This is a genomic window from Isoptericola variabilis (assembly GCF_050311655.1).
In the GTDB taxonomy this organism is placed as follows: domain Bacteria; phylum Actinomycetota; class Actinomycetes; order Actinomycetales; family Cellulomonadaceae; genus Isoptericola; species Isoptericola variabilis.
On the sequence record NZ_JBNOZM010000004.1, the window covers coordinates 278576 to 300468 of the forward strand.

The following is a 21893-nucleotide window of genomic DNA, read 5'->3' on the forward strand; positions in this document are numbered from 1 at the left end:
GTGCGGCGCCGCCTCGCCCGGCTAGCGTGCCTGTGTGCCCGGATCCCTCACCCGCGGCGTGCACCTCGCGTTCGCCGCGCTGGTCGCGACGTCCGCCGCCCGCTACCTCACCAACCACGGCCTCGACGGCCGGTGGTGGCTGGTCGTGGTGCTCGTCGCGGTGGTCGCCGCCGCCTACGCCGTGCTGGCGGTGCTCGCGCGGCGCCCGCTCCCGAGGGGCCGACGCCTCGCCGTCGACGCCGTCCTCGGCGTCCTGCTCCTGGCGTGGGGAGCCCTGGTGCTGGTGGCGCCGAGCTTCGCCTGGTCCGCCATCCCCCTGTTCTTCGTCTGCCGCACGCTGGTGCCCGTGCCCGCGGCGCACGTGCTGGTCGGTGCCGTCGCGGTCGTCACCGGCGTCGCGCTGTTCGACCTGTCCGGTCGCAGCGACTGGGCGGCCGCCGTCGCGCCGCTCGTGGTGGCCGTGCTGCTCAGCCTCGCGTACGACGCGATCGTGCGGCAGGCGGGGGAGCGCGTCCGGCTGCAGCGCGAGGTCGCCGTGCTGGCCGAGCGGGAGCGCGTGGCGCGCGAGATCCACGACACCGTGGCCCAGTCCCTGTCCTCCGCGGTGCTGCGGCTGGAGGCCGCCGACCAGCGCTGGGACGCCGACCCCGTCGCCGCGCGCGACGACGCCCGGCAGGCCGCCGTCGCCGTGCGCGCCAGCCTCGGGCAGACACGCGACCTCGTGCACGACCTCGTCGACCCGTCGCCCGCGGCCGGTGGCGTGGCCCCGGCCGACGTGGAGGCCGCGATCCGGACGGCGGCGCGCCGCCACGTCCCGGACGCCGAGCTCACCGTGGTGGGCGAGCCCGTGCCCGTGGGCGCGGAGACCGCGCACGCCCTCGCGCGCATCGCCCAGAGCGCGGTGGCGAACGTGCACCGGCACGCCGGCCCCGCGCGGCTCGGGCTCACCCTCACCTATCTGCCCGACGCCGTCGCGCTCGACGTGTTCGACGACGGCCGCGGGTTCGACGTCGACGAGGTCGCGTTGCGCGCCGTCGGGCCGGAGGGCGGGTTCGGGCTGCGGGCCATGCGGCAGCGGGTGGAGCAGCTCGGTGGCACGATCACGGTGGAGAGCGCGCCGGGGGAGGGGACCGTCGTCGGGGTGCAGCTGCCCGTCACGGCCGGCTCCGCGACGACGGGGCCCGAGGACCAGGAGGACGCATGAGCGACACGATCACCGTGCTGCTCGTGGACGACCACCACGTGGTGCGCGCCGGGCTGCGCGCCCTGCTCGACTCGCAGCCGGACATCACCGTCGTCGGGGAGGCGGGCACCGCCGACGAGGCCCTCGACGCCGTGGGTCGCCTCGCGCCCGCGCTCGTCGTCATGGACCTCGAGCTGGGGGCGGCCGACGACGGCGTCGCGGCCACCCGCCGCATCCGGGCCGCCCACCCCGACGTGCCGGTGCTCGTGTTCAGCGCGTACGACACCGACGCCGACGTGGTGCGCGTCGTCGACGCGGGCGCCATCGGGTACGTCCTCAAGGACGCCCCGCCCGCCGAGATCTTCTCCGCGGTGCGCGGCGCCGTCGTCGGGCGCAGCGTGCTGTCCCCGCCCGTGGCGTCCCGCCTGATGCAGCAGGCGCAGAACCCCGGCAGCGCGCTCACGCCGCGCGAGGCGGAGCTGCTCACGCTGCTCGCGCAGGGGCTGAGCAACCGGGAGCTCGGGCGCCGGCTGTTCATCTCCGAGGCGACCGTGAAGACCCACCTCGCGCACGTGTACGCCAAGCTCGGCGTCGAGTCGCGGGCGGCCGCCGTCGCGCACGCGCTGCGCGGGCAGACGGTGCGCTGACGACTCAGCTCTCGACGCCGACCTGGTCCGGGCGCTTGTCGTCGCGCCACCCGCGCCACACCGAGTGCCGCAGCCGCGGACCCTCGTCGTCCGCGCCGTCCGTCGCGCCCAGGTCGGCGGGGTCGCTCGTCCAGTCGCCGTACGAGACCTCGGCCACGCGCTCGGGCGCGGCCCAGCGGGCGTGCACCGCCTCGGTGCGCGGGACGCCGTCGAGCGGCGCGTCGTCCACGGGCCGCAGGTGCCGCACCACGTCGCGCCGCTCCGCCTCCTTGAAGCCCGTACCGACCTTGCCGACGTAGCGCAGCGCCCCGTCGTCGTCCGGCACGGCCAGCAGCAGCGAGCCGGCCACGCGTGCGTCCTCGCGGCCCGTGCCCGCGTGAAGCGGGCGCCAGCCGACGACCACCACCTCCTGGGTGCGGGCATGCTTGATCTTGAGCCAGTCGCGGGAGCGGCGGCCGGGCGTGTACGCGGAGCCGCGCCGCTTCGCCACGACCCCCTCGAGCCGCATGAGTCGGCTCGTCTCCAGCGCCTCGTCGAGCGTCCCGTCCAGGGCGTCGGGCACGTGCACCGGGCGGCGCGGCGTCACGACGCGCGCCAGCTCCTCGCGGCGCTCGGTGTACGGCCGGTCGGTCACGGCTCGCCCGCCCACGACCAGCGCGTCGAACAGCACCAGGTCGACCCCGACCGCGCGGCGCGCCTTCTCGACGTCGCGCGGTCGGGTGAGGCCTGCCCGCTGCTGCAGGCGGCGGAACGACGGCCGCCCGTCGGCGTCGAGGGCGACGATCTCGCCGTCCAGCGCCAGCGGCAGGTCGTCGTCGGACACCATCTCCGCGAGCGCCCTCAGCTCCGGGAACGTCACCGTGAGGTCCTGGCCCGAGCGCGACGTGAGCCGCACCGTGCGCTCGTCGTCGTGCTCGCCGCTACCCGCGCCGGGCAGCACCTCCACCACGGCGCGGAAGCCGTCCCACTTCACCTCGAACGCCCAGTCGTCCGGGTCCAGCCGCGCCAGCTCGCCCGGCGGCGCCGTGGTGGCGAGCATCGGCCGCGGCGCCTCGGTCGGCGCGTCGTCGGCCGGCCTGTCGTCGGGTGCGCGACGGCCGGTGCGGTCGGCGATCGGGGCGTCCCCGCCGGCGCCCTCGTCAGGACCGGAGGCGCCGTCGTCCTCGTCGCCGGGCTGCGCCTTGGTGCGGTGGATCAGCCACGAGTTCTGGTCGTCGCCACCGCGCCCGCCGGTGCGGATGAGGGCGAGACGTCGTGAGCCGCGGCGCTCGCTGTGCAGGACGGCGATCACCTCGTCCTCGCGCCACTTCTCCAGGTCGTAGGTGCCGGCGTCCCAGATGGTCACCTCGCCGCCGCCGTACTCGCCGGCCGGGATGGTGCCCTCGAACGACCCGTACTCCAGCGGGTGGTCCTCGGTCTGCACGGCGAGGTGGTTCTGCTTCGGGTCGGTGGGCTCGCCCTTCGGCAGCGCCCAGCTCACCAGGACGCCCTCGTGCTCCAGCCGGAAGTCCCAGTGCAGGCGGCGGGCGTGGTGCTCCTGGATGACGAAGGTCGGGGCGCCGTCGCGGGCGTCCGGGCTCTCCGGGCCGAACGGCTCCGGCGTCTTCTCGGGGTCGCGCTTGGCGCGGTACGTCTCGAGCCGCTCGGCCGGGGTGCGCTCGAAGGTCGCCATGCGCTCCGGCGTGGGCTCGAGCTGGGCCAGGTGCCCGGCCGCCAGCGGTTCCAGGAGGTCGCCGTCGCGGTCCAGGCGCTCGACCACCTCGGTGAAGGTGAGGTGGCGCAGGTCCGGGTCGTCGAGCTCCTCCCAGGTGCGCGGGGCGGCGACCGTGGGCTCGTCGCGGCCGCGCAGCGAGTACGGCGCGATCGTGGTCTTGGCGCCGTTGTTCTGCGACCAGTCCACGAGCACCTTGCCCGCGCGCAGCGACTTCTTCATGTCGCTGACCACGAGGTCCGGGTGCTCGGACTCCAGGTGCCGCGCGAGCTCGTGCGCCACCGCGGAGACGGCGTCGGCGGTGAGGGAGTCGTCGTGCCCGACGAGCGCCGCGTACAGGTGGATCCCCTTGGAGCCGCTGGTCACGGGCAGCGGGTCGAGGTCCATGCCGCGCAGGATGTCGCGGGCCAGCCGCGCGACCTCGGCGCACTCGGCCAGGCCCGCGCCGGGCCCGGGGTCGAGGTCCAGCACCAGCCGGTCGGGCGGCATCGGCGTGCCCGTGCGGCCGAACCGCCACTGCGGCACGTGGATCTCCAGCGTCGCCGTCTGCCCCAGCCAGGTCAGCGTGGCGAGGTCGTTGACCAGCACGTAGTCGTTGGTCGACGTGCGGTGCTTGATCGACCGCCGCGGCACCCAGGACGGCGTCGAGGCGTCCAGGTTCTTCTGGAAGAACATCTGCCCCGCGACGCCGTCCGGCCACCGCTTGCGCGTCGCCGGCCGGTACGACGCGTGCCGCAGCAGCGCCGGCGCCACCTGCGCCAGGTACTGCAGCACCTCGCCCTTCGTCGTCCCCGTGGCCGGGTAGTACACCTTGTCCAGGTTCGTCAGCTGCAGCCGGCGGTCGTCGACCGTGACGGTCTGCGGCTTGCTCGACGACGTGCGTGCCATGGCGCCATCGTCGCCCGAGCGGCGGGTGCGCGCGTCTCGGACGGCGGGAGGACCTACGCCTCCCTGAACTCGCTGTCGTCGGTGCCGTCGACCGTGGGCGGAGCGGTCACGGCCGGGGGGAGGGCGTCGGCTGCCAGCCCGGCGTGCGGATCTCGGCGGCGAGCGCCTTGACGCGCCGTCCGGCGGCGCCCCAGCCGACGACAGGCTCGGCGTGGACGACCTTGCGGCGGGCGACCACCTCGACGATCCAGGGCTTGCCGAACGCGACCCGGGCGAGGACGAACGCCGGGAGGAGCAAGAGCAGCACCAGGGCCTCACCGAGTACGACGAGCCCGACGACGACCGCCGGCAGCAGGAGCACGACCGCGACGCCGACGAGGATCACGGCGACGACGGGAAGCTCACCGTCGAGGTCGGGAAGGCTCCAGGAGGGGACGTCCACGACGTCCAGCTCGCGGACGCGTGGCCGCCACGGGAGCACGCGGCGACGAACCCGGACGGAGTCCCCGTCCACGGTGACGATCTTCACGGCGCGAGACTAACGAGGCTCCGCACGTGCCGGCGCCGACGGCACGACGGGGGTCGACGGTGGGGACTCAGGACTACTGCCGCCGCTGCAACAGCTTGATCTGGTGCCCCTCCGGGTCGAGCACCCACGCGTACCGCAGCCGCCCGTCGGGGCCGTCCATGGGCGCGCGCAGCGAGCGCCCGCCGGCGGCGACGGCCCGCGCGTGCAGGGCGTCCACGTCCGACACCCACAGCGCGACCTCCGCGGAGCGGTCCCGCGGCGGCACCACGCCCAGGTCGGCGACGTCGTTCGCGACGTCCACCGCGTCGAAGCCGACGCGCACGCCGGCGCCCTCGACCTCGAGCTTCGACGGCGTCCCGGTGGGCGGGAAGCGGAACGCGCGCCGCAGGCCGAGCGCCTCGAAGAACAGTGCGCACCGCTCGACGTCGGAGCAGAAGAGGTTGACCTGGACTCCCGTGATCTCGCCGACCTCGCCGTCGGCCCTCGTGTCGCTCATGGAGCGACCGTAGGGGCGGGACGGACCGCGCGCGTGGCAGGGTGTGCGCGTGACCGACGCGTACCTGTCCTCCCTGTTCTCCCTCGACGGCCGGACCGCCCTGGTCACCGGCGGAAGCTCGGGCATCGGCCGCGCGATCGCGGGGGCGCTCGCCCGCGCCGGCGCGCGCGTCGTGGTGATCGCCCGGCGCGAGGCGGAGCTGGACGCCACCGTGGCCGACCTGCGCGCGGACGGGTGCACCGCGGACCGGGTCGGCGCCGACCTCTCGACGCGCGACGGCGTCCGGGACGCCGCGGAGCGGGCCGCCGCCGTCTTCGGCGAGCCGGACGTGGTGGTCAGCTCCGCCGGCATCAACCTGCGCCCGCCGCTGGGCGAGACCGACGACGCGACCTGGGACGCGACGATGGCGGTCAATCTCGAGGCGCCGTACCTGCTCGGCCAGCGGTTCGGACCCGGGATGGCGGAGCGCGGGTACGGCCGCCTGATCCACGTGTCGTCGCAGCAGGCGCACCGGGCGTTCGTGCAGTCCGGCGTGTACGGGGTGTCCAAGGGCGGCCTGGAGTCGCTGGCGCGCTCGCAGGCCGAGGCGTGGTCGTCCCGCGGCGTCACCGCGAACACTCTGGTGCCGGGCTTCGTCCTCACCCCGCTGAACGCCCGGCTGCAGAGCGACCCGGCGCGGGTCGAGGCGCTCGCGGCCCGCACGATGGTCGGCCGCAACGGGCTGCCCGACGACTTCGCCGGCGCCGCCGTCTTCCTCGCGAGCCCGGCGTCCGCGTATGTGACCGGACAGTCACTCTTCGTGGACGGCGGATTCTCCGTCCACTAACCCTAGGGGGGTATGGTGCTGCGCATGACCGACCACACCTCGACGTCCGACCAGCTCCGGCGCCCGCAGACCCTCACGATGTACGGGGCCGCGTGGTGCGGCGACTGCCGCCGCGCCAAGCGCGTGCTCGACACCCGCGGTGTCGAGTACGTGAACGTGGACCTCGTCGCCGACCCCACACGGGCCGACGACGCCGAGGCGATCAGCGGCCGCAAGAACATCCCCGTCGTGGTGTTCCCCGACGGCGAGTTCTTCGTCGAGCCCACGGACGCCGAGCTCACCGCGAAGCTGGACGCGGTCGGTCTCTGACGGCTCACTCCCAGCGGAACCAGAGGGCCGCCGCGACACCCGCGACGACGGTGCTCGCGGCGAGCCCGACCAGCGAGGACCCGGGGACGGCGACGCCGGCCCAGGCGGCGCCGAGGGCGTCGACGGCGGCGCCGAACGGGAGCCAGCCGCCCAGCGTGGCGAGCGCGTCGGGCAGGTTCTCACGGGCGCCGAACATCCCGCCGAGCGCGCCGATCGCGAAGAACGCGACGAGCCCGATCGCCACCGCGGAGCCCGGCGTCGGCGCGACCGCCGCCACGAGCATCCCGACGGCGAACATCGCGGCGACCGTCAGCGCGAGCACGCCCGTCGCCACCCACGGGTCCGCGGGCGGCGTCGCGCCCAGCCAGGCGAGAGCCACGGCCAGCGCCAGCGCGACTCCCGCGAGGATCTGCGCCGCGCCGACGAACGCCTGCGCGCCCAGCACCATGGCCGGCGAGGCGGGGGTCACGCCGAGGCGCTTGAGCACCCCGGTGCGCCGGTAGTACGCGAGGAAGCTCGGCATGTTGATCACGCCGACCAGCGCCACCACCATCGTCAGCGTCAGCGGGAGCACGGAGAGGTCCAGGGCCGTGCGACCACCGGTCCCGGGGATCACCTCGGCCAGGCCGGGGGACAGGCCGTTCATCACGAGGATCAGCACCGGCATGCCGAGCGGGACGACGAGGCCCGCGGTGTCGCGCGCGACCATCCGCGCCTCGGCGACCGTCAGCGCCCACCAGGCACCGGCGCCGGGGCGCACGGGGTGCGGCGGCGCCCCCGGCTCGGGCAGCTCCAGCACGCGGGGCAGGCCGTCGCGCGTCCGGTCGGCAGGCGTGGTGGGGCGGGCGGCGGTCATGAGTCCTCCAGGGGGCTTCCGGTGAGGGCGAGGAACGCGTCGTCGAGGGTGGGCAGCCGCAGCCGGGTCTCGGTCGCGACGACGCCCGCGGCGGCGAGGGCGGCGCCCACCTGCTGCAGCAGGTCGTCGTGACCGGTGCCGGTGAAGGTGCCGGTGACGGTGAGCCGGGGGCCAACCGCGTCGACGTGCTCGACGACGGGCAGCCGGGCCAGGAGGTCGGCGGCGGCCGGGTCGTCGGTACGCAGGGTGACGGTGGGCCGCAGGCCCGCCCGGTCGACCAGCTCGGCGGCGGTGCCGCCCGCGACGACGCGGCCGGCGTCGAGGATCGTCAGGTGGTCGCACAGCCGCTCCACCTCCTCCATGAGGTGGCTGACGAGCAGGACGGTGACACCGTCGGCCCGCAGGTCCTCGACGAGCGACCACATGCTGCGCCGCGCCTCGGGGTCGAGGCCGGTGGTGAGCTCGTCGAGGATGACGGCGCGCGGTGCGCCCACGAGGGCGAGGGCGACCGAGACCCGTTGCTGCTGCCCGCCCGACAGCTTCTCGAAGCGGACGTCGCGCGAGGGCCCCAGGCCGACGCGCTCGACCAGCCGGTCGGGGTCGAGGCCGCGGGGGTAGAACGACCGGTAGAGGCGGACCAGCTCGCGGACGGTGAGCGCGCCGTGCAGGGACGCGCCCTGCAGCTGGACGCCGAGAACGCCGCGCACCCGCCCGCGGTCCGCGCGCGGGTCGAGGCCGAGCACCCGCACCCGACCTTCGTCTGGAACCCGCGCGCCGGCCAGGAGCTCCACCGTCGTGGACTTGCCGGCGCCGTTGCGGCCGAGCACGCCGGCCACCTCGCCGGGGCCGACGGACAGGCTCACGTCGTCGAGGGCGACCACCGGAGGGCCACCCCGTCGGCGGGAGCGGTACGTCTTGCGCAGGTGCTGCGCCACGAGTGCGGTCATGGCGGCGACGCTACGGACGGGCCCGCAGCCGCCGCGCGTGCCGCCGGTCACGACCTCGACCCATGACTTCCGGCACTCCTCGCTGCCGTGCCCCGCCGGATAGCGTGGTGCCGTGCGCCGGCTGGGACCCGAGGAGACGTCCGGGCTGACGACCCTCGTCGTCTGCCTGGCGATCGTCGTGCCCGTGCCGTTCGTGGCCGACCCGGAGCGGATGCTCGTGCCGCTCGCCGTGTGGGTGCTGCTGGCGGTGGCGTGGCTCGCCGCGACCGTCGCCACGGCTGTCCTCCCGCCGCGCGGACGCGCGGCTCTGGTCTTGCTCACGGCGCAGACGGTCCTCGCCGCTGCGCTGGTGATCACGGTGCCGGGGATCGGCTGGCTGCCGATCCTCCTGGTGTTCGGCGCGGCGCTGAGCACCTACGTGGTGTCCCTGCGGGGCAGCGTCGTCGTCATCGCCGCGAACACCGCCGCGCTCCTGGTCGCCTTCCTCCTGGCGCCCGGGCAGCCGCGGGCGTTCGAGATCGTGCTCTCGCTCGGGCTCTACCTGCTGCTGCAGGTGGCGAGCGCGGCGATCAGCATCGCGCTGCAGCGCGAGCAGCGGATGCGCACGGAGCTCACGGTCGCGCACGCCGAGCTTGCCGCCGCGGCCGTGCTCGGCGAGGAGGCCACCCGGGCGTCCGAGCGGCTGCGCATCTCGCGCGAGCTGCACGACCTCATCGGGCACCAGCTCACCGTGCTCACGCTGGAGCTCGAGTCCGCCGCGCACCTGCCCGGGGACCGCGCGGCCGAGCACGTGGAGCGCGCCCGCACCGTGGCGCGCGACCTGCTCGGCGACGTGCGCGCCACGGTGGGCGAGCTGCGCCGACGCGCCCCCGACCTGCGCGAGGCCCTGGCCGCCGTCGCCTCCGCCGTGCCCTCCCCGCGGGTCGAGGTCGACGTCGCCGAGGACGTCGTCGCGGACGAGGAGCAGACGGCGGCCCTGGTGCGCGTCACCCAGGAGGTCGTGACCAACGCCGTGCGGCACGCGGAGATGGCGACGGTGCTGCGGATCGAGGTCGCGGCGGACGACCACGGCGCGCTCACCCTCGTCGCCCGCGACGACGGCCTCGCGTCGGAGCCGGTCCGGATCGGGCACGGGCTCGCGGGCATCGTCGAGCGGGCCGAAGCCCTGGGCGGTGGCGCGACGTTCGACGCATCGGCGGGGTTCACGGTCCGGGCGCGCCTCGCCGCGCGGGCGGCGTCGTGACGGCGGCCCCCGCAGCGGCCGGGGCCCGGGACCGCGTGCGCCTCGTCCTCGCCGACGACCAGACGCTCGTGCGGCACGGCATCCGCAGCCTGCTGGAGATCGCCGGCGGCATCGACGTGGTCGCGGAGGCGGAGGACGGCGCGTCCGCGGTGGACGCGGTGCGGGAGCATGGGCCCGACGTGCTGCTGCTCGACCTGCGGATGCCCGGGCGTGACGGGATCTGGGCGCTCGAGACGCTCCGCGACGCGGGGGTGGAGGTCGCCGTCCTCGTCCTGACGACGTTCGACGACGACGCGCTCGTGCTGCGCGCGCTGCAGGCCGGGGCGCGCGGCTACCTGCTCAAGGACGTCACGCTGGAACGGCTCGCGGACGCGGTGCGGACCCTGGCCGCGGGGGACACCCTGGTGCAGCCCGCGGTGACGGCGCGGCTGCTGCGGGCGGTCCGCTCGGGGCCCGCGCCGGCCGAGGAGGTGCCGGCGGAGCTCACCGGGCGGGAGCGGGAGGTGCTGCGCCTCATGGCCCAGGGCTGGTCCAACCGGCAGATCGCGGACGCCCTGTACCTGGCGGAGGGCACCGTGAAGAACCACGTGTCGAACGTGCTGCTCAAGCTCGGCGCCAAGGACCGCACCCGCGCGGTGCTCCTGGCGCTGCAGGGCGGCCTGCTGGCCTGAGGGTTTCGTCGCAGGTTTCTTCGTCGGGAGGATCGTGGCCGATACTCGACGCCGTGGAGATCCCCGTCGTCTGGTCCGTCGTCCTGCTCGTCGCCGCCCTGTGGAACCTGGCCGTGTGGCCGTCGTTCTGGCGCCGCGTGACCAAGGACCCGCGGGCCCGCGACGCCGCCGGCCGCCCCACGCGGTTCTTCACCGTGCACGCCGTGCTCGTGGGCGTCTCGATGGTGCTCGCCCTGCTCGTCGGTGTCGTGGGCGTGCTCGGCCTGGTGGGCTGACCGGTCGGCTGACGGCGGCTCAGTCGATCCCCGGACCGACCGGGATCGTGAGGAGGAGCGCCAGCAGGACCAGCGCCACCGCGGCCCAGCAGGCGAGGGCCCACGTCACGCCCGCGCGCAGCGGGCTGCCCACCGTCGTCCGGCGCACGATCACGACGCGCGAGACCGCCAGTGTCACCAGCCCCGCGACGAGCGACCACGAGCCGAGCACCGTCAGGCACGTGAACGGTACGAGCACGCCGAGCACGGCGCCCAGGAACCGCGCCGCGTCCGCCCGGCCGTCCGCGGGACCGGGAAGGCCCGTGGTGACCCCGTCCGCCGTCATGCGCCCAGGATGCCGGTGGCCCCGCACGCCCCGCAACGCCGGCGCTGGCGCGTATCCGCAGGTCGCGTGACGATGGTCGTATGAGGGCGATCTGGAAGGGCGCCGTGACGTTCGGTCTCGTCAACGTGCCGGTCAAGCTGTACAGCGCGACCGAGGACCACGACGTGCCGCTGCACCAGGTGCACGACGCCGACGGCGGGCGCATCCGCTACCGGCGCGTGTGCGAGCTGGACGGCGAGGAGGTGCCGTACCAGCACATCGACCGCGCGTACGACGACGGCGAGCGGACCGTGGTGCTCACCAAGGACGACTTCGCGGCGCTGCCGGCCGAGGCGAACCGGGAGATCGAGGTCGTCGAGTTCGTGCCGAGCGACCAGATCGACCCGATCATGCTCGACCGCACCTACTACCTGGAGCCGGACTCCAAGAGCCCCAAGGCGTACGTGCTGCTGCGCCGCACGCTGGAGGAGACGGACCGCACGGCGATCGTGAAGTTCGCGCTGCGCCAGCGCACCCGGCTGGCGGCGATGCGCGTGCGCGACGAGGTCCTGGTCATGCAGACCCTGCTGTGGGCGGACGAGGTGCGCGAGGCCGCCTTCCCGTCCCTCGACGGCTCGGTGACCGTCTCCGACAAGGAGCTCGCGATGTCGGGCCAGCTCGTCGCGAGCTACGAGGCGGACTTCGCGCCCGAGGAGTACGAGGACGAGTACCAGGTGCAGCTGCGCCAGCTCATCGACGCCAAGATCGAGCAGGGCGACGCGCTCGACACGTCCGAGACCTTCGGCGAGCAGCCCGAGAAGGAGGACGCCGACGTCATCGACCTCATGGAGGCGTTGCGCCGGAGCGTCTCGGGGTCGAAGGGCGGCTCGAAGTCCGGCTCGAAGTCCGGCCCGAGCTCCGGCGCGAAGTCGGGTTCGAGGGGCGACGCCGAGGAGAAGGCCACCGCGAAGAAGAAGGCCCCGGCGAAGAAGCCGGCGGCGAAGAAGGCTCCCGCCAAGAAGGCGCCGGCCAAGAAGACGTCAGCGAAGAAGGCGCCGGAGCGCAAGACGGGCTGAGCGCAAGTCGGGTGAGATGCCGGGTCAGGCCGAGGAGCCACCGGCCGGGGTGCGGGCGGCGGCGATGTCGCGCACGAGGGTCAGCAGCTCGTCGATCTCCTGGTCGTCCGGGCCCGTCGCGCCGACGGAGGCGAGGGTGTACAGCCCCTCGCCCATGAGGGAGACGGCGCGCGCGAGGACCGGGTCGCCCAGCTCGTCCTGGACGGCGGCCGTCCAGGCGGTCTGGGCGTCGTCGAGGACGGCGCGGGCGCGCGGGGAGGCGGCCTGCGCGACCCGCGAGGCGGCGAGGTAGACGACCTCGAACTCGCCGCCGATGACGGTCGAGGTGCGCAGCAGGTAGTCGGTCGCGCCCTCGGGGGCGGTGCGCATGGCCTCGACGTCGGCGGCGGTGAGGACGGCCAGGTGGTCGAGCAGCCCCTCGACGAGGGCGTCCTTGGACGGGAAGTGGTAGAGCAGCCCGCCCTTCGAGACGCCGGCCCGCTCGGCCACGGCGTCGAGGGTGGCGGAGCGCTCCCCGGACTCGACGAGGAGCTCGGCGAACGCGCGCAGGACCTTGGCTCGGGCGGCGGGGGCAGGAGGCATGTCGACAGCCTAGTGGCGAGGTGTTACTGTACCGGCTGGACGGTGCGGAAGTTCGACATCACCGTGTCGCCCCGGCCGTCCGCAGCGTGTGAAAGGCACCACAGGTTCAGTCATGTCTCAGACCCAGGTGACGACGCACCCCGCTCCCTCTGTCACGGACACGGCCACGCGCCGCGACACCCCCGCGCGCCCCGTGCGCCCCGCCGGCGCCGGGCGCCGCTGGGCGGCCCTCGCCGTGCTGATGCTGCCGGTGCTGCTCGTCTCGATCGACAACACGGTCCTCAGCTTCGCCCTGCCGCAGATCTCGGAGGCCCTGGCCCCCGGCGGCACGCAGCTGCTGTGGATCGTCGACGTGTACCCGCTCGTGCTCGCGGGTCTTCTCGTGCCGATGGGCTCCGTCGCGGACCGCGTCGGACGTCGCCGCCTGCTCCTGATCGGGGCCGTCGGCTTCGCCGTCGTGTCCGCCGTCGCGGCCTTCGCGCCGACCGCCGGGGCGCTGATCGCCGCGCGCGCAGGCCTCGGCTTCTTCGGCGCGATGCTCATGCCGTCGACGCTGTCGCTGCTGCGCAACGTCTTCACCGACCGCGACGAGCGCCGTCTCGCCATCGCGATCTGGGCCGCGGGCTTCGCCGCGGGATCGGCCGTGGGCCCGATCGTCGGCGGCCTGCTGCTCGAGCACTTCTGGTGGGGCTCCGTGTTCCTCCTCGCGGTGCCCGTGCTGGCCCTGCTGCTCGTGCTCGCGCCGATCTTCGTGCCGGAGTCGCGCGACCCGGCACCCGGCCCGATCGACCCGGTGTCGATCGTCCTGGTCATGGCCGCGATGACCCCGGTCGTGTTCGGCATCAAGACGCTCGCCAAGGGCGCGCTGCCCTCTCTCGGGATCGCCGCGATCGCCGTCGGGCTGCTCATGGGCGTGCTCTTCGTGCGTCGCCAGCTGCGCCGCCGGAACCCGATGCTCGACGTGCGGCTGTTCGCCGTGCCCGCGTTCACCGGCAGCGTGCTGGTGAACCTGCTCTCGGTGTTCTCGCTGGTCGGCTTCCTGTTCTTCGTGTCGCAGGACCTCCAGCTCGTCATCGGGCTGTCGCCGGTCCAGGCGGGCCTCGTGCTGCTGCCGGGCACCGTGGCGATGGTCGTCGCGGGACTCGCGGTGGTGAAGGTCGTGCGCCGCGTGCGGCCGTCGCACGTCGTCGCCGCCGGGCTGGCGCTGTCCGCCGTGGGCTACCTCGTCACGGCGGTCGTCGCCGGGCGGGGCGAGGCCGGCTGGCTCGGGCTCGCGTTCGTCGTCCTGGCGATCGGCGTCGGCTCGGCCGAGACGGTGTCGAACGACCTCATCGTCTCGACGGTGCCCGCGGCCAAGGCCGGCGCGGCCTCCGCGATCTCCGAGACCGCGTACGAGGTCGGTGCCGTGCTGGGCACCGCCGTCCTCGGCGGGATCCTCACCGGCTCGTACCACGCGAACGTCGTGGTGCCGTCGGGCGTGCCCGCCGCGGACGCCGCGTCGGCGGCCGAGACCCTCGGCGGCGCCACGAGCGTGGCGGCCGACCTTCCGGCCGGCCAGGCCGAGGCCCTGCTGGACTCCGCGCACGCGGCGTTCGGCAGCGGCGTCGTGGTGACGTCCGCGATCGGCTTCGTCGCGGTGCTCGTCGCCGCGGGGATCGCGCTGACGACCCTGCGCGACGCACGCTCCTGACGCGCGCCCCTGACGCGTGCCGTCCGTGAGGGCGGCGTCACACCCGCGACGGCGGCGCCACCGGCGAGGACGGTGGCGCCGCCGTCCGCGTTCGGCGAGGGTGGAGCCGATGAGCGACCAGCACGACGAGCCGACCTCGGCGGACATCCCGGCGGACACCCCGGCGGACACCGAGACGCCGCACGGCGAACGGACGAGACGCGCGCGCCGGACGCCTCCGCGCTGGGCGCGCTGGACCCTCGCGGGGGTGGCCGCGGCCGTGGCCTGCCTCGTCTTCGGGGTCAGCACCGCGACGGCGGAGCTCGGCTTCGGGCCCCACGAGGCCGTCTACTCGGTGACGAACGACAGCCTCGTCGTGGTCGACCTCGGCCCGCTGGGGACGCTGGAGATCGACTCGCCCCTCCCGCTCGGGCTGGGCGTGGACGTGGTGGTCAAGGAGATCCCCGCCGACCTGACGATGGTGGGCGCGGCCAACACCCTCACGGCCCTGAGCGAGGACCTCGAGAGCTACCTGCAGTTCTTCTCCAGCCCGGACGTCGCGGTGCGCAGCGTCGCCCTCGCGCTGGTGGAGAACGCGCTGTGGCGGTCGTTGGCCGCCGCGGTCGTGCTGGTCGCGGCCGGGTTCGCGGTGCGCTGGCTGCTGGGCCCCGGCCGACGGCGTGAGCTCGCCGACGCGATGGCCCCGCGGACGGGCGAGATCACCGCGGGGGTGGCCGTCGTGGCGCTCGTCGTGACGACGGTGTCCTCCGGCGCCGTCGGCAGCACCGCCCAGGGGCAGCCCGCGTCGCCGGTGTTCGCCGGGACGGCGCTCGAGGGTGCACGGATCACCGGCCGCCTCGCCGGCGTGATCGACACCTACGGCGGACAGCTGGTCAAGCTGTACCAGGACAACGAGGACTTCTACGCGGCGGCGAACGACGACCTGTCGGCGGCGTGGGACGCCCGGCTCGCGTCCGAGACGGCGGCGTCCGTGACGGAGGCCGGCACCCGGTTCGCGTCCCCGGGCCCGGCCGAGCCCACCGCGCCGGTCGCGCCGCCGCGCGCCGCGCCCAGCGGCAGCCCCGACGACGAGCTGGTCACCTTCGTCGTCATCTCCGACCTGCACTGCAACACCGGCATGACGCCGCTGATCCGCACGACCGTCGAGCGCTCCGGCGCGGACGTCGTGCTCAACGCGGGCGACACCACCATGAACGGCACGTCGGTGGAGAAGGTCTGCGTCGACTCGTTCGCCTCGGCCGTGCCGCGCGGCGTGCCCATGGTGGTGGCGGACGGCAACCACGACTCGCAGATCACCTCCGACCAGGAGGCCGCGCACGGTCAGAAGATCCTCGACGGCGACGTGATCGAGGTCGAGGGGGTGCAGATCCTCGGCGACCGGGACGCGCTCGAGACGCGCGTCGGCGTGGGCACGAACGTCGCGCGCGAACGGACCCCCGAGCAGCAGGCGGAGGAACTCGCCACGACCGCGTGCGAGGCGCGCGACGGCGTCGACCTGCTCCTGATCCACACGCCGCCCGTCGGCCTCGACGCCCTCGAGACGGGGTGCGTGCCCTTCCAGGTCTCCGGTCACACGCACAGCCGGTCGGGGCCGGAGCAGGTGGGCCGGGGCATCCGGTACGTCAACGGCTCCACCGCCGGGGCCGCGCCCAACCAGCCGACGGTCGGGCCGCTGCACGGCACGGCCGAGATGACCGTGCTGCGCTTCGACCCCGCGACGCGGCGGATGCTCGACGTGCAGGTGGTGAGCGTCACGCCCGACGGCACGGCGACCGTGGGCGAGCGGGAGCCCGTGCCCGACGTCGTCCCGCCCGCCGACGAGGCGCTCGGGTCGTAGGGGCGGGTGCCCCCGATAGGCTCGGACCGTGCCCGAACCCACCTCACCCACTCCGGCGTTGCCCCCGCAGGCCGTCGACCCGGACGAGCTCACCCCCGTCGCCCAGGACTACCTCAAGGCGGTCTGGTCGGCGCAGGAGTGGTCGGACGAGAAGGTCACCACCGGGCTGCTGGCCGACCGGCTGGGCGTGGGGCCGTCCACCGTCTCCGAGACGGTGCGGCGTCTGACGACGCAGGGGCTGCTGGGGCACGAGCCCTACGGCGGCGTCTGGCTCACCGAGCTCGGACGGCGCTACGCGCTGGTGATGGTGCGGCGGCACCGGCTGCTGGAGACGTGGCTCGTGCGGGACCTCGGGTACGCGTGGGACGAGGTGCACGACGAGGCCGAGGTGCTGGAGCACGCCGTCTCCGACCGGCTGGTCGAGCGCATCTCCGCCCGGCTCGGGCACCCGGAGCGGGACCCGCACGGCGACCCGATCCCCTTCGCGGACGGCCGGGTGGTGCGCCCGGAGGCGGTGCCCCTCGTGGACCTCGAGGCAGGTGCCGGGGGAGTGGTCGCCCGGATCTCCGACGCCGACCCGGAGGCGCTGCGGTACCTGGCCGACCTCGGCATCGACCTGGACCTCCCGGTGCGGCTGACGTCGCGGCGGGAGTTCGCGGGGACGGTCGGCGTGGCGTGGGAGGCCGACGGGCGCGAGGTCGGCGTGGATCTCGGGCTGCTGGCGGCGTCGCGCATCTGGGTGGTCCCCGCGTAGGCTGTCCCGGTTCCCCGACGACGTGAGCGCTGGACGGCGCACCGCCGTCGACGCCTCGTCTCGAAACGATTCGCGCGCGGTTCCCGGACCCGCCCGACCCGATCCCGAGGAGAGGCGAGTGACCTCGACGACCACGCCCGCGAGCGCCGGCACGGCCCGCACCGGGCGAGCGCCCCGCCCCGAGCACGTCGGGGCCGCGCTGTTCGCGCTCGCCGTCGGCGGGTTCACGATCGGCACCACCGAGTTCGCCACGATGGGCCTGCTGCCGCAGATCGGCGCGGACCTGGGCGTCAGCGACCCGGTGGTGGGCCACGCGATCACGGCGTACGCGGTCGGCGTCGTCGTCGGCGCCCCGCTGCTCACCGTCGCGGCGGCGCGCATGTCCCGCAAGCGGCTGCTGCTCGCCCTCATGGGTTTCTACACCGTGGCCAACGTGCTGTCGGCGGCCGCGCCGTCGATCGAGTGGCTGGTCGCCGGGCGGTTCCTCGCCGGGCTCCCGCACGGCGCCTTCTTCGGCGTCGGGGCCGCGGTCGGCGCGGCGGTGGCCGGGCCGGGCCGGCGCGGCCACGCCGTCTCGATGATGATGACCGGCCTGACGATCGCGAACGTCGTCGGGGTGCCGCTGTCCACCGCCGTGGGGCAGAACCTCGGCTGGCGCGCCGCGTTCGTCGTCATCGGGGTGCTCGGCGCCGCCACCCTCCTCGGCATCTGGCGCTTCGTGCCCGAGCGCGGGCCCGTGGACTCCAGCGTCCGGCAGGAGCTGGGCACGCTGCGCAACGGCCCGCTGTGGATCTCGTTCGCGGCCGGGGCCATCGGCTTCGGCGGGCTGTTCGCCGTCTACACGTACGTCGCGCCGACGGTCATCAAGGTGGCGGGCATGTCCGAGAGCGCCGTGCCCTGGGTGCTCGCCGTGTTCGGCGTCGGCATGACCGTCGGCACGCTGCTCGGCGGAAAGCTGGTGGACCGGAACGTGCTGCGCACGGTGATCGGCGGGTTCGTCGCGACCGCGCTGTCGCTGGTGCTGTTCGCGCTGGTCGGGACGTCGCCCGTGCCCGCCGTCGTCGCGCTGTTCCTGCTGGCCGTCACGTCGCAGACCCTCGGCCTGGCGATGCAGACGCGGCTCATGGACCTCTCGCCCCGCGCGCAGTCCCTCGGCGCGGCCCTGTGCCACTCCGCCCTCAACATCGGCAACGCGAGCGGTGCCTTCTTCGGCGGGCTCGTCATCGCCGCGGGCTACGGGTACCTCGCACCGGCATGGGTCGGCCTCGCGCTCACCCTCGTCGGCCTGGTGATGGTGCTGGCCTTCGGCCGGCAGCGCGTGACGCACGCCGGCTGACCTGCACCGGGCCCCTGCCGCCGCGGGGCCGCCCCTCAGGAACGTGCGGTACGGTCGCGCCCGTGAGCCCGAGCGTGCGCGACGCGACCCAGGACGACCTCCCCGACGACGCCGCGGGGGAGGCCGTGCCCGGGCCCGGCCCGCGTGGCCTGACCGCCCGCGCCTACGGCGTGCTGCTGACGGTGCTGGGCGGCATCGGCTTCGGCGCGGCGTCGTGGCTGGCCATCGAGGAGTACCTCAAGCTGCTCGACCCGAACCGGGTGACGAGCTGCAGCTTCAACGTCTTCCTCGACTGCGGCGTCGCGATGGCGTCCTGGCAGGGCACGCTGCTCGGCTTCCCGAACCCCTACATCGGGGTCGCGGCGTTCCCCGTGGTGATCACCACGGGAGTGGTGCTGCTGGCCGGGGCCCGGCTGCCCCGGTGGTACCACCTCTCGCTCCTGACGGTCACGGCCCTCGCCCAGCTGCTGATCTTCTTCCTCATGTGGTCGAGCTTCTACGCGCTGGTGCGGCTGTGCCCCGCCTGCATGGTCGTCTGGACGATCGTGTGGCCGCTGCTCTGGTTCCAGGTCGTGCACGCCGTGCAGGAGGGTCAGGTGCGCGCGAGCGACGGGCTGCGCCGCGCCGTGGTGCGCAACCGCGGCCTGGTGCTCCTCATCGGCTACGTCGTCGCCGTGGGCTGGCTGCTGCTGGCCGTCGGCGGGCCGCTCGTCGAGTCGTTCGGGGTGTGAATATCCGGCCGGGGCGGGCAGCCCCGGCCGGTAGACTCGCCGGGTGAGCACGCCCGACACCGCACCGACCCGATCCGAGGCTCCGACCGAGTCTTCCCACGAGCCCGGCTTCCGCTACACGCCCGCCCTCGCGCAGCAGATCGAGGAGCGCTGGCAGGACCTGTGGGAGGAGCGGGGCACCTTCTGGGCGGCGAACCCGTCGGGGGCGCTCACGGACGGCGACGGCCGGAACGCGGCCGGCGAGCCGTTCTTCATCATGGACATGTTCCCGTACCCGTCGGGGGCGGGGCTGCACGTCGGGCACCCGCTGGGGTACATCGCCACGGACGTCGTCGGCCGCTTCCGCATGATGTGCGGCGACAACGTGCTGCACGCGCTGGGCTACGACGCGTTCGGCCTGCCTGCCGAGCAGTACGCGGTGCAGACGGGCCAGCACCCGCGCACCACCACCGAGCAGAACATCGTCACCATGAAGCGCCAGCTGCGCCGCATGGGCCTGGCGCACGACTCGCGGCGCACGTTCGCCACGATCGACCCCGAGTACGTGCGCTGGACGCAGTGGATCTTCCTGCAGATCTTCGACTCCTGGTACGACGCCGAGGCCGAGGCGCCCGGCGGCGGCAAGGGCCGTGCCCGCCGCATCAGCGAGCTGGAGGCCGAGTACGCCGCGGGCACCCGCGTGCTGCCCGACGGCCGCGCCTGGTCCGACCTGACGGACCTGGAGCGGCGCGACGTGATCGACGCACAGCGCCTGGCCTACGTCGACGAGTCGCCCGTGAACTGGGCGCCCGGCCTGGGCACCGTGCTGGCGAACGAGGAGGTCACCTCCGACGGGCGCTCCGAGCGCGGCAACATGCCCGTCTTCCAGAAGTCCCTGCGGCAGTGGAAGATGCGGATCACCGCCTACGCGGACCGTCTGACCGACGACCTGGAGCTCATCGACTGGCCCGAGAAGGTGAAGTCGATGCAGCGCAACTGGATCGGCCGCTCCACGGGGGCGAACGTCCGGTTCGACGTCGTCGGCAGCCAGGACTACGACGCCGCCGGCGCCGGCGCGCAGGTCGAGGTGTTCACCACCCGCCCGGACACGCTGTTCGGCGCGACCTTCATGGTCGTGGCGCCCGAGCACCCGCTGCTGGACGAGGTGCCCGCGGCCTGGCCCGACGGCACCCGCGACGTGTGGACCGGCGGGCACGCGACGCCGGTCGAGGCCGTCGCCGCGTACCGGCGCGAGGCCGCCGCGAAGACCGCCGTCGAGCGGCAGGCCGACGCCGGGAAGAAGACCGGCGTGTTCACCGGGCACCTGGCGATCAACCCGGTCAACGGTGCGACCGTCCCCGTCTTCACGGCCGACTACGTGCTGATGGGCTACGGCACCGGCGCGATCATGGCCGTGCCCGGAGGCGACCAGCGCGACTTCGACTTCGCCGAGGCGTTCGAGCTGCCCGTGATCCGCACGGTCGAGCCCGCGGGCGGGCTGCCGGACGACTTCGCCGGCGCGTACACGGGCGACGGCGTCGCGGTGAACTCGTCGAACGACGAGATCAGCCTGGACGGCCTGGGCGTGGCCGAGGCCAAGGAGAAGATCGTCGCGTGGCTGAGCGCCCGCGGCGCCGGCGAGGGCACGACGACCTACCGCCTGCGCGACTGGCTGTTCAGCCGCCAGCGCTACTGGGGCGAGCCGTTCCCGATCCTGTGGGACGAGGACGACCGGCCGGTCGCGATCCCGGCCGACATGCTGCCCGTCGACCTGCCCGACGTGCCGGACTACGCCCCGCGCACGTTCGACCCCGACGACGCGGACTCCTCGCCCGAGGCCCCGCTGGGCCGCAACGACGAGTGGGTGCACGTCACCCTGGACCTGGGCGACGGACCGAAGACCTACCGCCGGGACACCAACACCATGCCCAACTGGGCCGGGTCGTGCTGGTACTACCTGCGCTACCTGGACCCGACGGACTCGACCGACGGCCCCGCGAAGGGCACCGCCGTCGTCGACCCGGAGCTCGAGTCGTACTGGATGGGGCCGAAGCACAACGCGACGTCCGGCCCGGCCGGCGGCGTCGACCTGTACGTCGGCGGCGTGGAGCACGCCGTGCTGCACCTGCTGTACGCGCGCTTCTGGCACAAGGTGCTGCTCGACCTGGGCTACGTGTCCTCGCTGGAGCCGTTCGGCAAGCTGTTCAACCAGGGCTACATCCAGGCGTACGCCTACACCGACGCGCGCGGCGCCTACGTGCCCGCCGCCGAGGTCGAGGGCGACGAGCAGTCCGGCTTCACGTACCGCGGCGAGCCCGTGAACCGCGAGTACGGGAAGATGGGCAAGTCGCTGAAGAACGTCGTCACGCCGGACGAGATGTACGAGCAGTACGGCGCCGACACGTTCCGCGTGTACGAGATGTCGATGGGCCCGCTGGACCTCTCCCGGCCGTGGGAGACGCGCGCCGTCGTCGGCTCGCAGCGCTTCCTGCAGCGGCTGTGGCGCAACGTCGTGGACGAGGAGACGGGCGCGCTGGTCGTGACCGACGACGAGCCCGACACCGCCACGCTGCGGGCGATGCACCGCGCGATCGCGGACGTCCGCGTCGAGATGGAGCACATGCGGCCCAACACGGCGATCGCGAAGCTCATCACGTACAACAACCACCTCACGTCGCTGGACCGGGTGCCGCGCGCGGCGGTCGAGCCGCTGGTGCTCATGGTCGCGCCGATCGCCCCGCACATCGCCGAGGAGCTGTGGCAGCGGCTCGGGCACGACGGCTCGCTGGCGCGCGAGCCGTTCCCGACCGCCGACGAGCAGTACCTCGTCGAGGACACCGTGACGTGCGTCGTGCAGGTCAAGGGCAAGGTGCGCGGCCGCCTCGAGGTGGCGCCGTCCATCTCGGACGCCGACCTGGAGGCCGCCGCCCTGGCGGAGCCGAACGTGGTCCGTGCCATCGACGGGGCGCCGGTGCGCAAGGTGATCGTGCGCGCGCCGAAGCTCGTCAACATCGTCGTCTGAG

The 21893-nt window shown here is 74.4% G+C and carries 21 protein-coding genes; 14 read left to right on the forward strand and 7 right to left on the reverse strand.

Features of this window, described 5'->3' with window-relative positions:
• Positions 1 to 34: 34 nt before the first annotated feature.
• Together ACQP60_RS11125 and ACQP60_RS11130 are read left to right on the forward strand one after the other, a co-directional pair.
• On the forward strand, positions 35 to 1204 hold the full coding sequence (locus tag ACQP60_RS11125; RefSeq protein WP_429732160.1) for a sensor histidine kinase: 1170 nt from the start codon (positions 35 to 37) through the stop codon (positions 1202 to 1204).
• Entirely contained in the window at positions 1201 to 1830 is a 630-nt protein-coding gene (locus ACQP60_RS11130; RefSeq protein ID WP_429732163.1) for a response regulator, read from the forward strand. The genes ACQP60_RS11125 and ACQP60_RS11130 overlap by 4 nt, the downstream gene beginning before the upstream one ends.
• Before the next feature lie 4 nt (positions 1831 to 1834).
• Here the strand turns inward: ACQP60_RS11130 and ACQP60_RS11135 are convergent, their stop codons facing one another.
• From ACQP60_RS11135 to ACQP60_RS11145, 3 genes are all read right to left on the reverse strand, one after another.
• A complete protein-coding gene (locus tag ACQP60_RS11135) occupies positions 1835 to 4429 on the reverse strand; it encodes an ATP-dependent DNA ligase (RefSeq protein WP_429732165.1) in 2595 nt (864 codons plus the stop codon).
• Between the two features lie 106 nt (positions 4430 to 4535).
• Positions 4536 to 4958 carry a hypothetical protein gene (locus ACQP60_RS11140; RefSeq protein ID WP_429732168.1) on the reverse strand — a complete coding sequence of 141 codons (423 nt, stop codon included), beginning with the start codon at positions 4956 to 4958 and terminating at the stop codon, positions 4536 to 4538.
• A gap of 73 nt (positions 4959 to 5031) precedes the next feature.
• Positions 5032 to 5454, reverse strand: a complete 423-nt coding sequence (locus tag ACQP60_RS11145) for a VOC family protein (RefSeq protein WP_429732174.1) — start codon at positions 5452 to 5454, stop codon at positions 5032 to 5034.
• A 49-nt stretch (positions 5455 to 5503) separates the two neighbouring features.
• On the opposite strand from ACQP60_RS11145, the gene ACQP60_RS11150 reads away from it, so the two are divergent.
• Both ACQP60_RS11150 and ACQP60_RS11155 read left to right on the forward strand, forming a co-directional pair.
• Positions 5504 to 6280 carry an SDR family NAD(P)-dependent oxidoreductase gene (locus ACQP60_RS11150; RefSeq protein ID WP_429732176.1) on the forward strand — a complete coding sequence of 259 codons (777 nt, stop codon included), beginning with the start codon at positions 5504 to 5506 and terminating at the stop codon, positions 6278 to 6280.
• Between the two features lie 24 nt (positions 6281 to 6304).
• A complete protein-coding gene (locus ACQP60_RS11155; protein ID WP_429732179.1) occupies positions 6305 to 6589 on the forward strand; it encodes a glutaredoxin family protein in 285 nt (94 codons plus the stop codon).
• 4 nt (positions 6590 to 6593) lie between these two features.
• On the opposite strand, the gene ACQP60_RS11160 is transcribed toward ACQP60_RS11155, so the two are convergent.
• Both ACQP60_RS11160 and ACQP60_RS11165 read right to left on the reverse strand, forming a co-directional pair.
• Positions 6594 to 7445 (reverse strand): ABC transporter permease, encoded by an 852-nt coding sequence (locus ACQP60_RS11160; RefSeq protein ID WP_429732182.1) that lies wholly within the window; start codon positions 7443 to 7445, stop codon positions 6594 to 6596.
• On the reverse strand, positions 7442 to 8392 hold the full coding sequence (locus ACQP60_RS11165; RefSeq protein ID WP_429732185.1) for an ABC transporter ATP-binding protein: 951 nt from the start codon (positions 8390 to 8392) through the stop codon (positions 7442 to 7444). The genes ACQP60_RS11160 and ACQP60_RS11165 overlap by 4 nt, the downstream gene beginning before the upstream one ends.
• A 112-nt stretch (positions 8393 to 8504) precedes the next feature.
• Between ACQP60_RS11165 and ACQP60_RS11170 the strand changes: the two genes are divergently transcribed.
• The 3 genes from ACQP60_RS11170 to ACQP60_RS11180 are packed head-to-tail and all read left to right on the forward strand — an operon-like array spanning position 8505 to position 10581.
• The gene (locus ACQP60_RS11170) at positions 8505 to 9635 is read left to right on the forward strand and encodes a sensor histidine kinase (RefSeq protein ID WP_429732188.1); all 1131 of its coding nucleotides are present in this window, start codon (positions 8505 to 8507) and stop codon (positions 9633 to 9635) included.
• Positions 9632 to 10306 carry a response regulator gene (locus ACQP60_RS11175; protein ID WP_429732191.1) on the forward strand — a complete coding sequence of 225 codons (675 nt, stop codon included), beginning with the start codon at positions 9632 to 9634 and terminating at the stop codon, positions 10304 to 10306. Before ACQP60_RS11170 ends, ACQP60_RS11175 begins: the two co-directional genes overlap by 4 nt.
• A 53-nt stretch (positions 10307 to 10359) precedes the next feature.
• Positions 10360 to 10581 (forward strand): SCO4848 family membrane protein, encoded by a 222-nt coding sequence (locus ACQP60_RS11180; RefSeq protein ID WP_429732194.1) that lies wholly within the window; start codon positions 10360 to 10362, stop codon positions 10579 to 10581.
• Between the two features lie 19 nt (positions 10582 to 10600).
• Here ACQP60_RS11180 and ACQP60_RS11185 read toward each other — a convergent pair whose 3' ends face one another.
• Positions 10601 to 10906, reverse strand: coding sequence for a hypothetical protein (locus ACQP60_RS11185; protein WP_429732197.1), 306 nt, complete (start codon positions 10904 to 10906; stop codon positions 10601 to 10603).
• A gap of 80 nt (positions 10907 to 10986) precedes the next feature.
• Here ACQP60_RS11185 and ku point away from each other — a divergent pair, with 80 nt between their 5' ends.
• On the forward strand, positions 10987 to 11961 hold the full coding sequence (gene ku, locus ACQP60_RS11190) for a non-homologous end joining protein Ku (RefSeq protein ID WP_429732199.1): 975 nt from the start codon (positions 10987 to 10989) through the stop codon (positions 11959 to 11961).
• Between the two features lie 24 nt (positions 11962 to 11985).
• Here the strand turns inward: ku and ACQP60_RS11195 are convergent, their stop codons facing one another.
• The gene (locus ACQP60_RS11195) at positions 11986 to 12543 is read right to left on the reverse strand and encodes a TetR/AcrR family transcriptional regulator (RefSeq protein ID WP_429732202.1); all 558 of its coding nucleotides are present in this window, start codon (positions 12541 to 12543) and stop codon (positions 11986 to 11988) included.
• Between the two features lie 112 nt (positions 12544 to 12655).
• Between ACQP60_RS11195 and ACQP60_RS11200 the strand changes: the two genes are divergently transcribed.
• From ACQP60_RS11200 to leuS, 6 genes are all read left to right on the forward strand, one after another.
• The gene (locus ACQP60_RS11200; protein ID WP_429732205.1) at positions 12656 to 14233 is read left to right on the forward strand and encodes an MFS transporter; all 1578 of its coding nucleotides are present in this window, start codon (positions 12656 to 12658) and stop codon (positions 14231 to 14233) included.
• A 109-nt stretch (positions 14234 to 14342) separates the two neighbouring features.
• Positions 14343 to 16070 (forward strand): metallophosphoesterase family protein, encoded by a 1728-nt coding sequence (locus tag ACQP60_RS11205; RefSeq protein ID WP_429732208.1) that lies wholly within the window; start codon positions 14343 to 14345, stop codon positions 16068 to 16070.
• A gap of 28 nt (positions 16071 to 16098) precedes the next feature.
• A complete protein-coding gene (locus tag ACQP60_RS11210; protein WP_429732211.1) occupies positions 16099 to 16824 on the forward strand; it encodes a metal-dependent transcriptional regulator in 726 nt (241 codons plus the stop codon).
• 118 nt (positions 16825 to 16942) lie between these two features.
• Entirely contained in the window at positions 16943 to 18160 is a 1218-nt protein-coding gene (locus ACQP60_RS11215; RefSeq protein ID WP_429732213.1) for an MFS transporter, read from the forward strand.
• Between the two features lie 62 nt (positions 18161 to 18222).
• Complete coding sequence (locus tag ACQP60_RS11220; RefSeq protein ID WP_429732216.1) at positions 18223 to 18891, forward strand: vitamin K epoxide reductase family protein; 669 nt, start codon at positions 18223 to 18225, stop codon at positions 18889 to 18891.
• Between the two features lie 43 nt (positions 18892 to 18934).
• Positions 18935 to 21892 (forward strand): leucine--tRNA ligase, encoded by a 2958-nt coding sequence (leuS, locus tag ACQP60_RS11225; protein WP_429732219.1) that lies wholly within the window; start codon positions 18935 to 18937, stop codon positions 21890 to 21892.
• Position 21893: the final 1 nt, after the last annotated feature.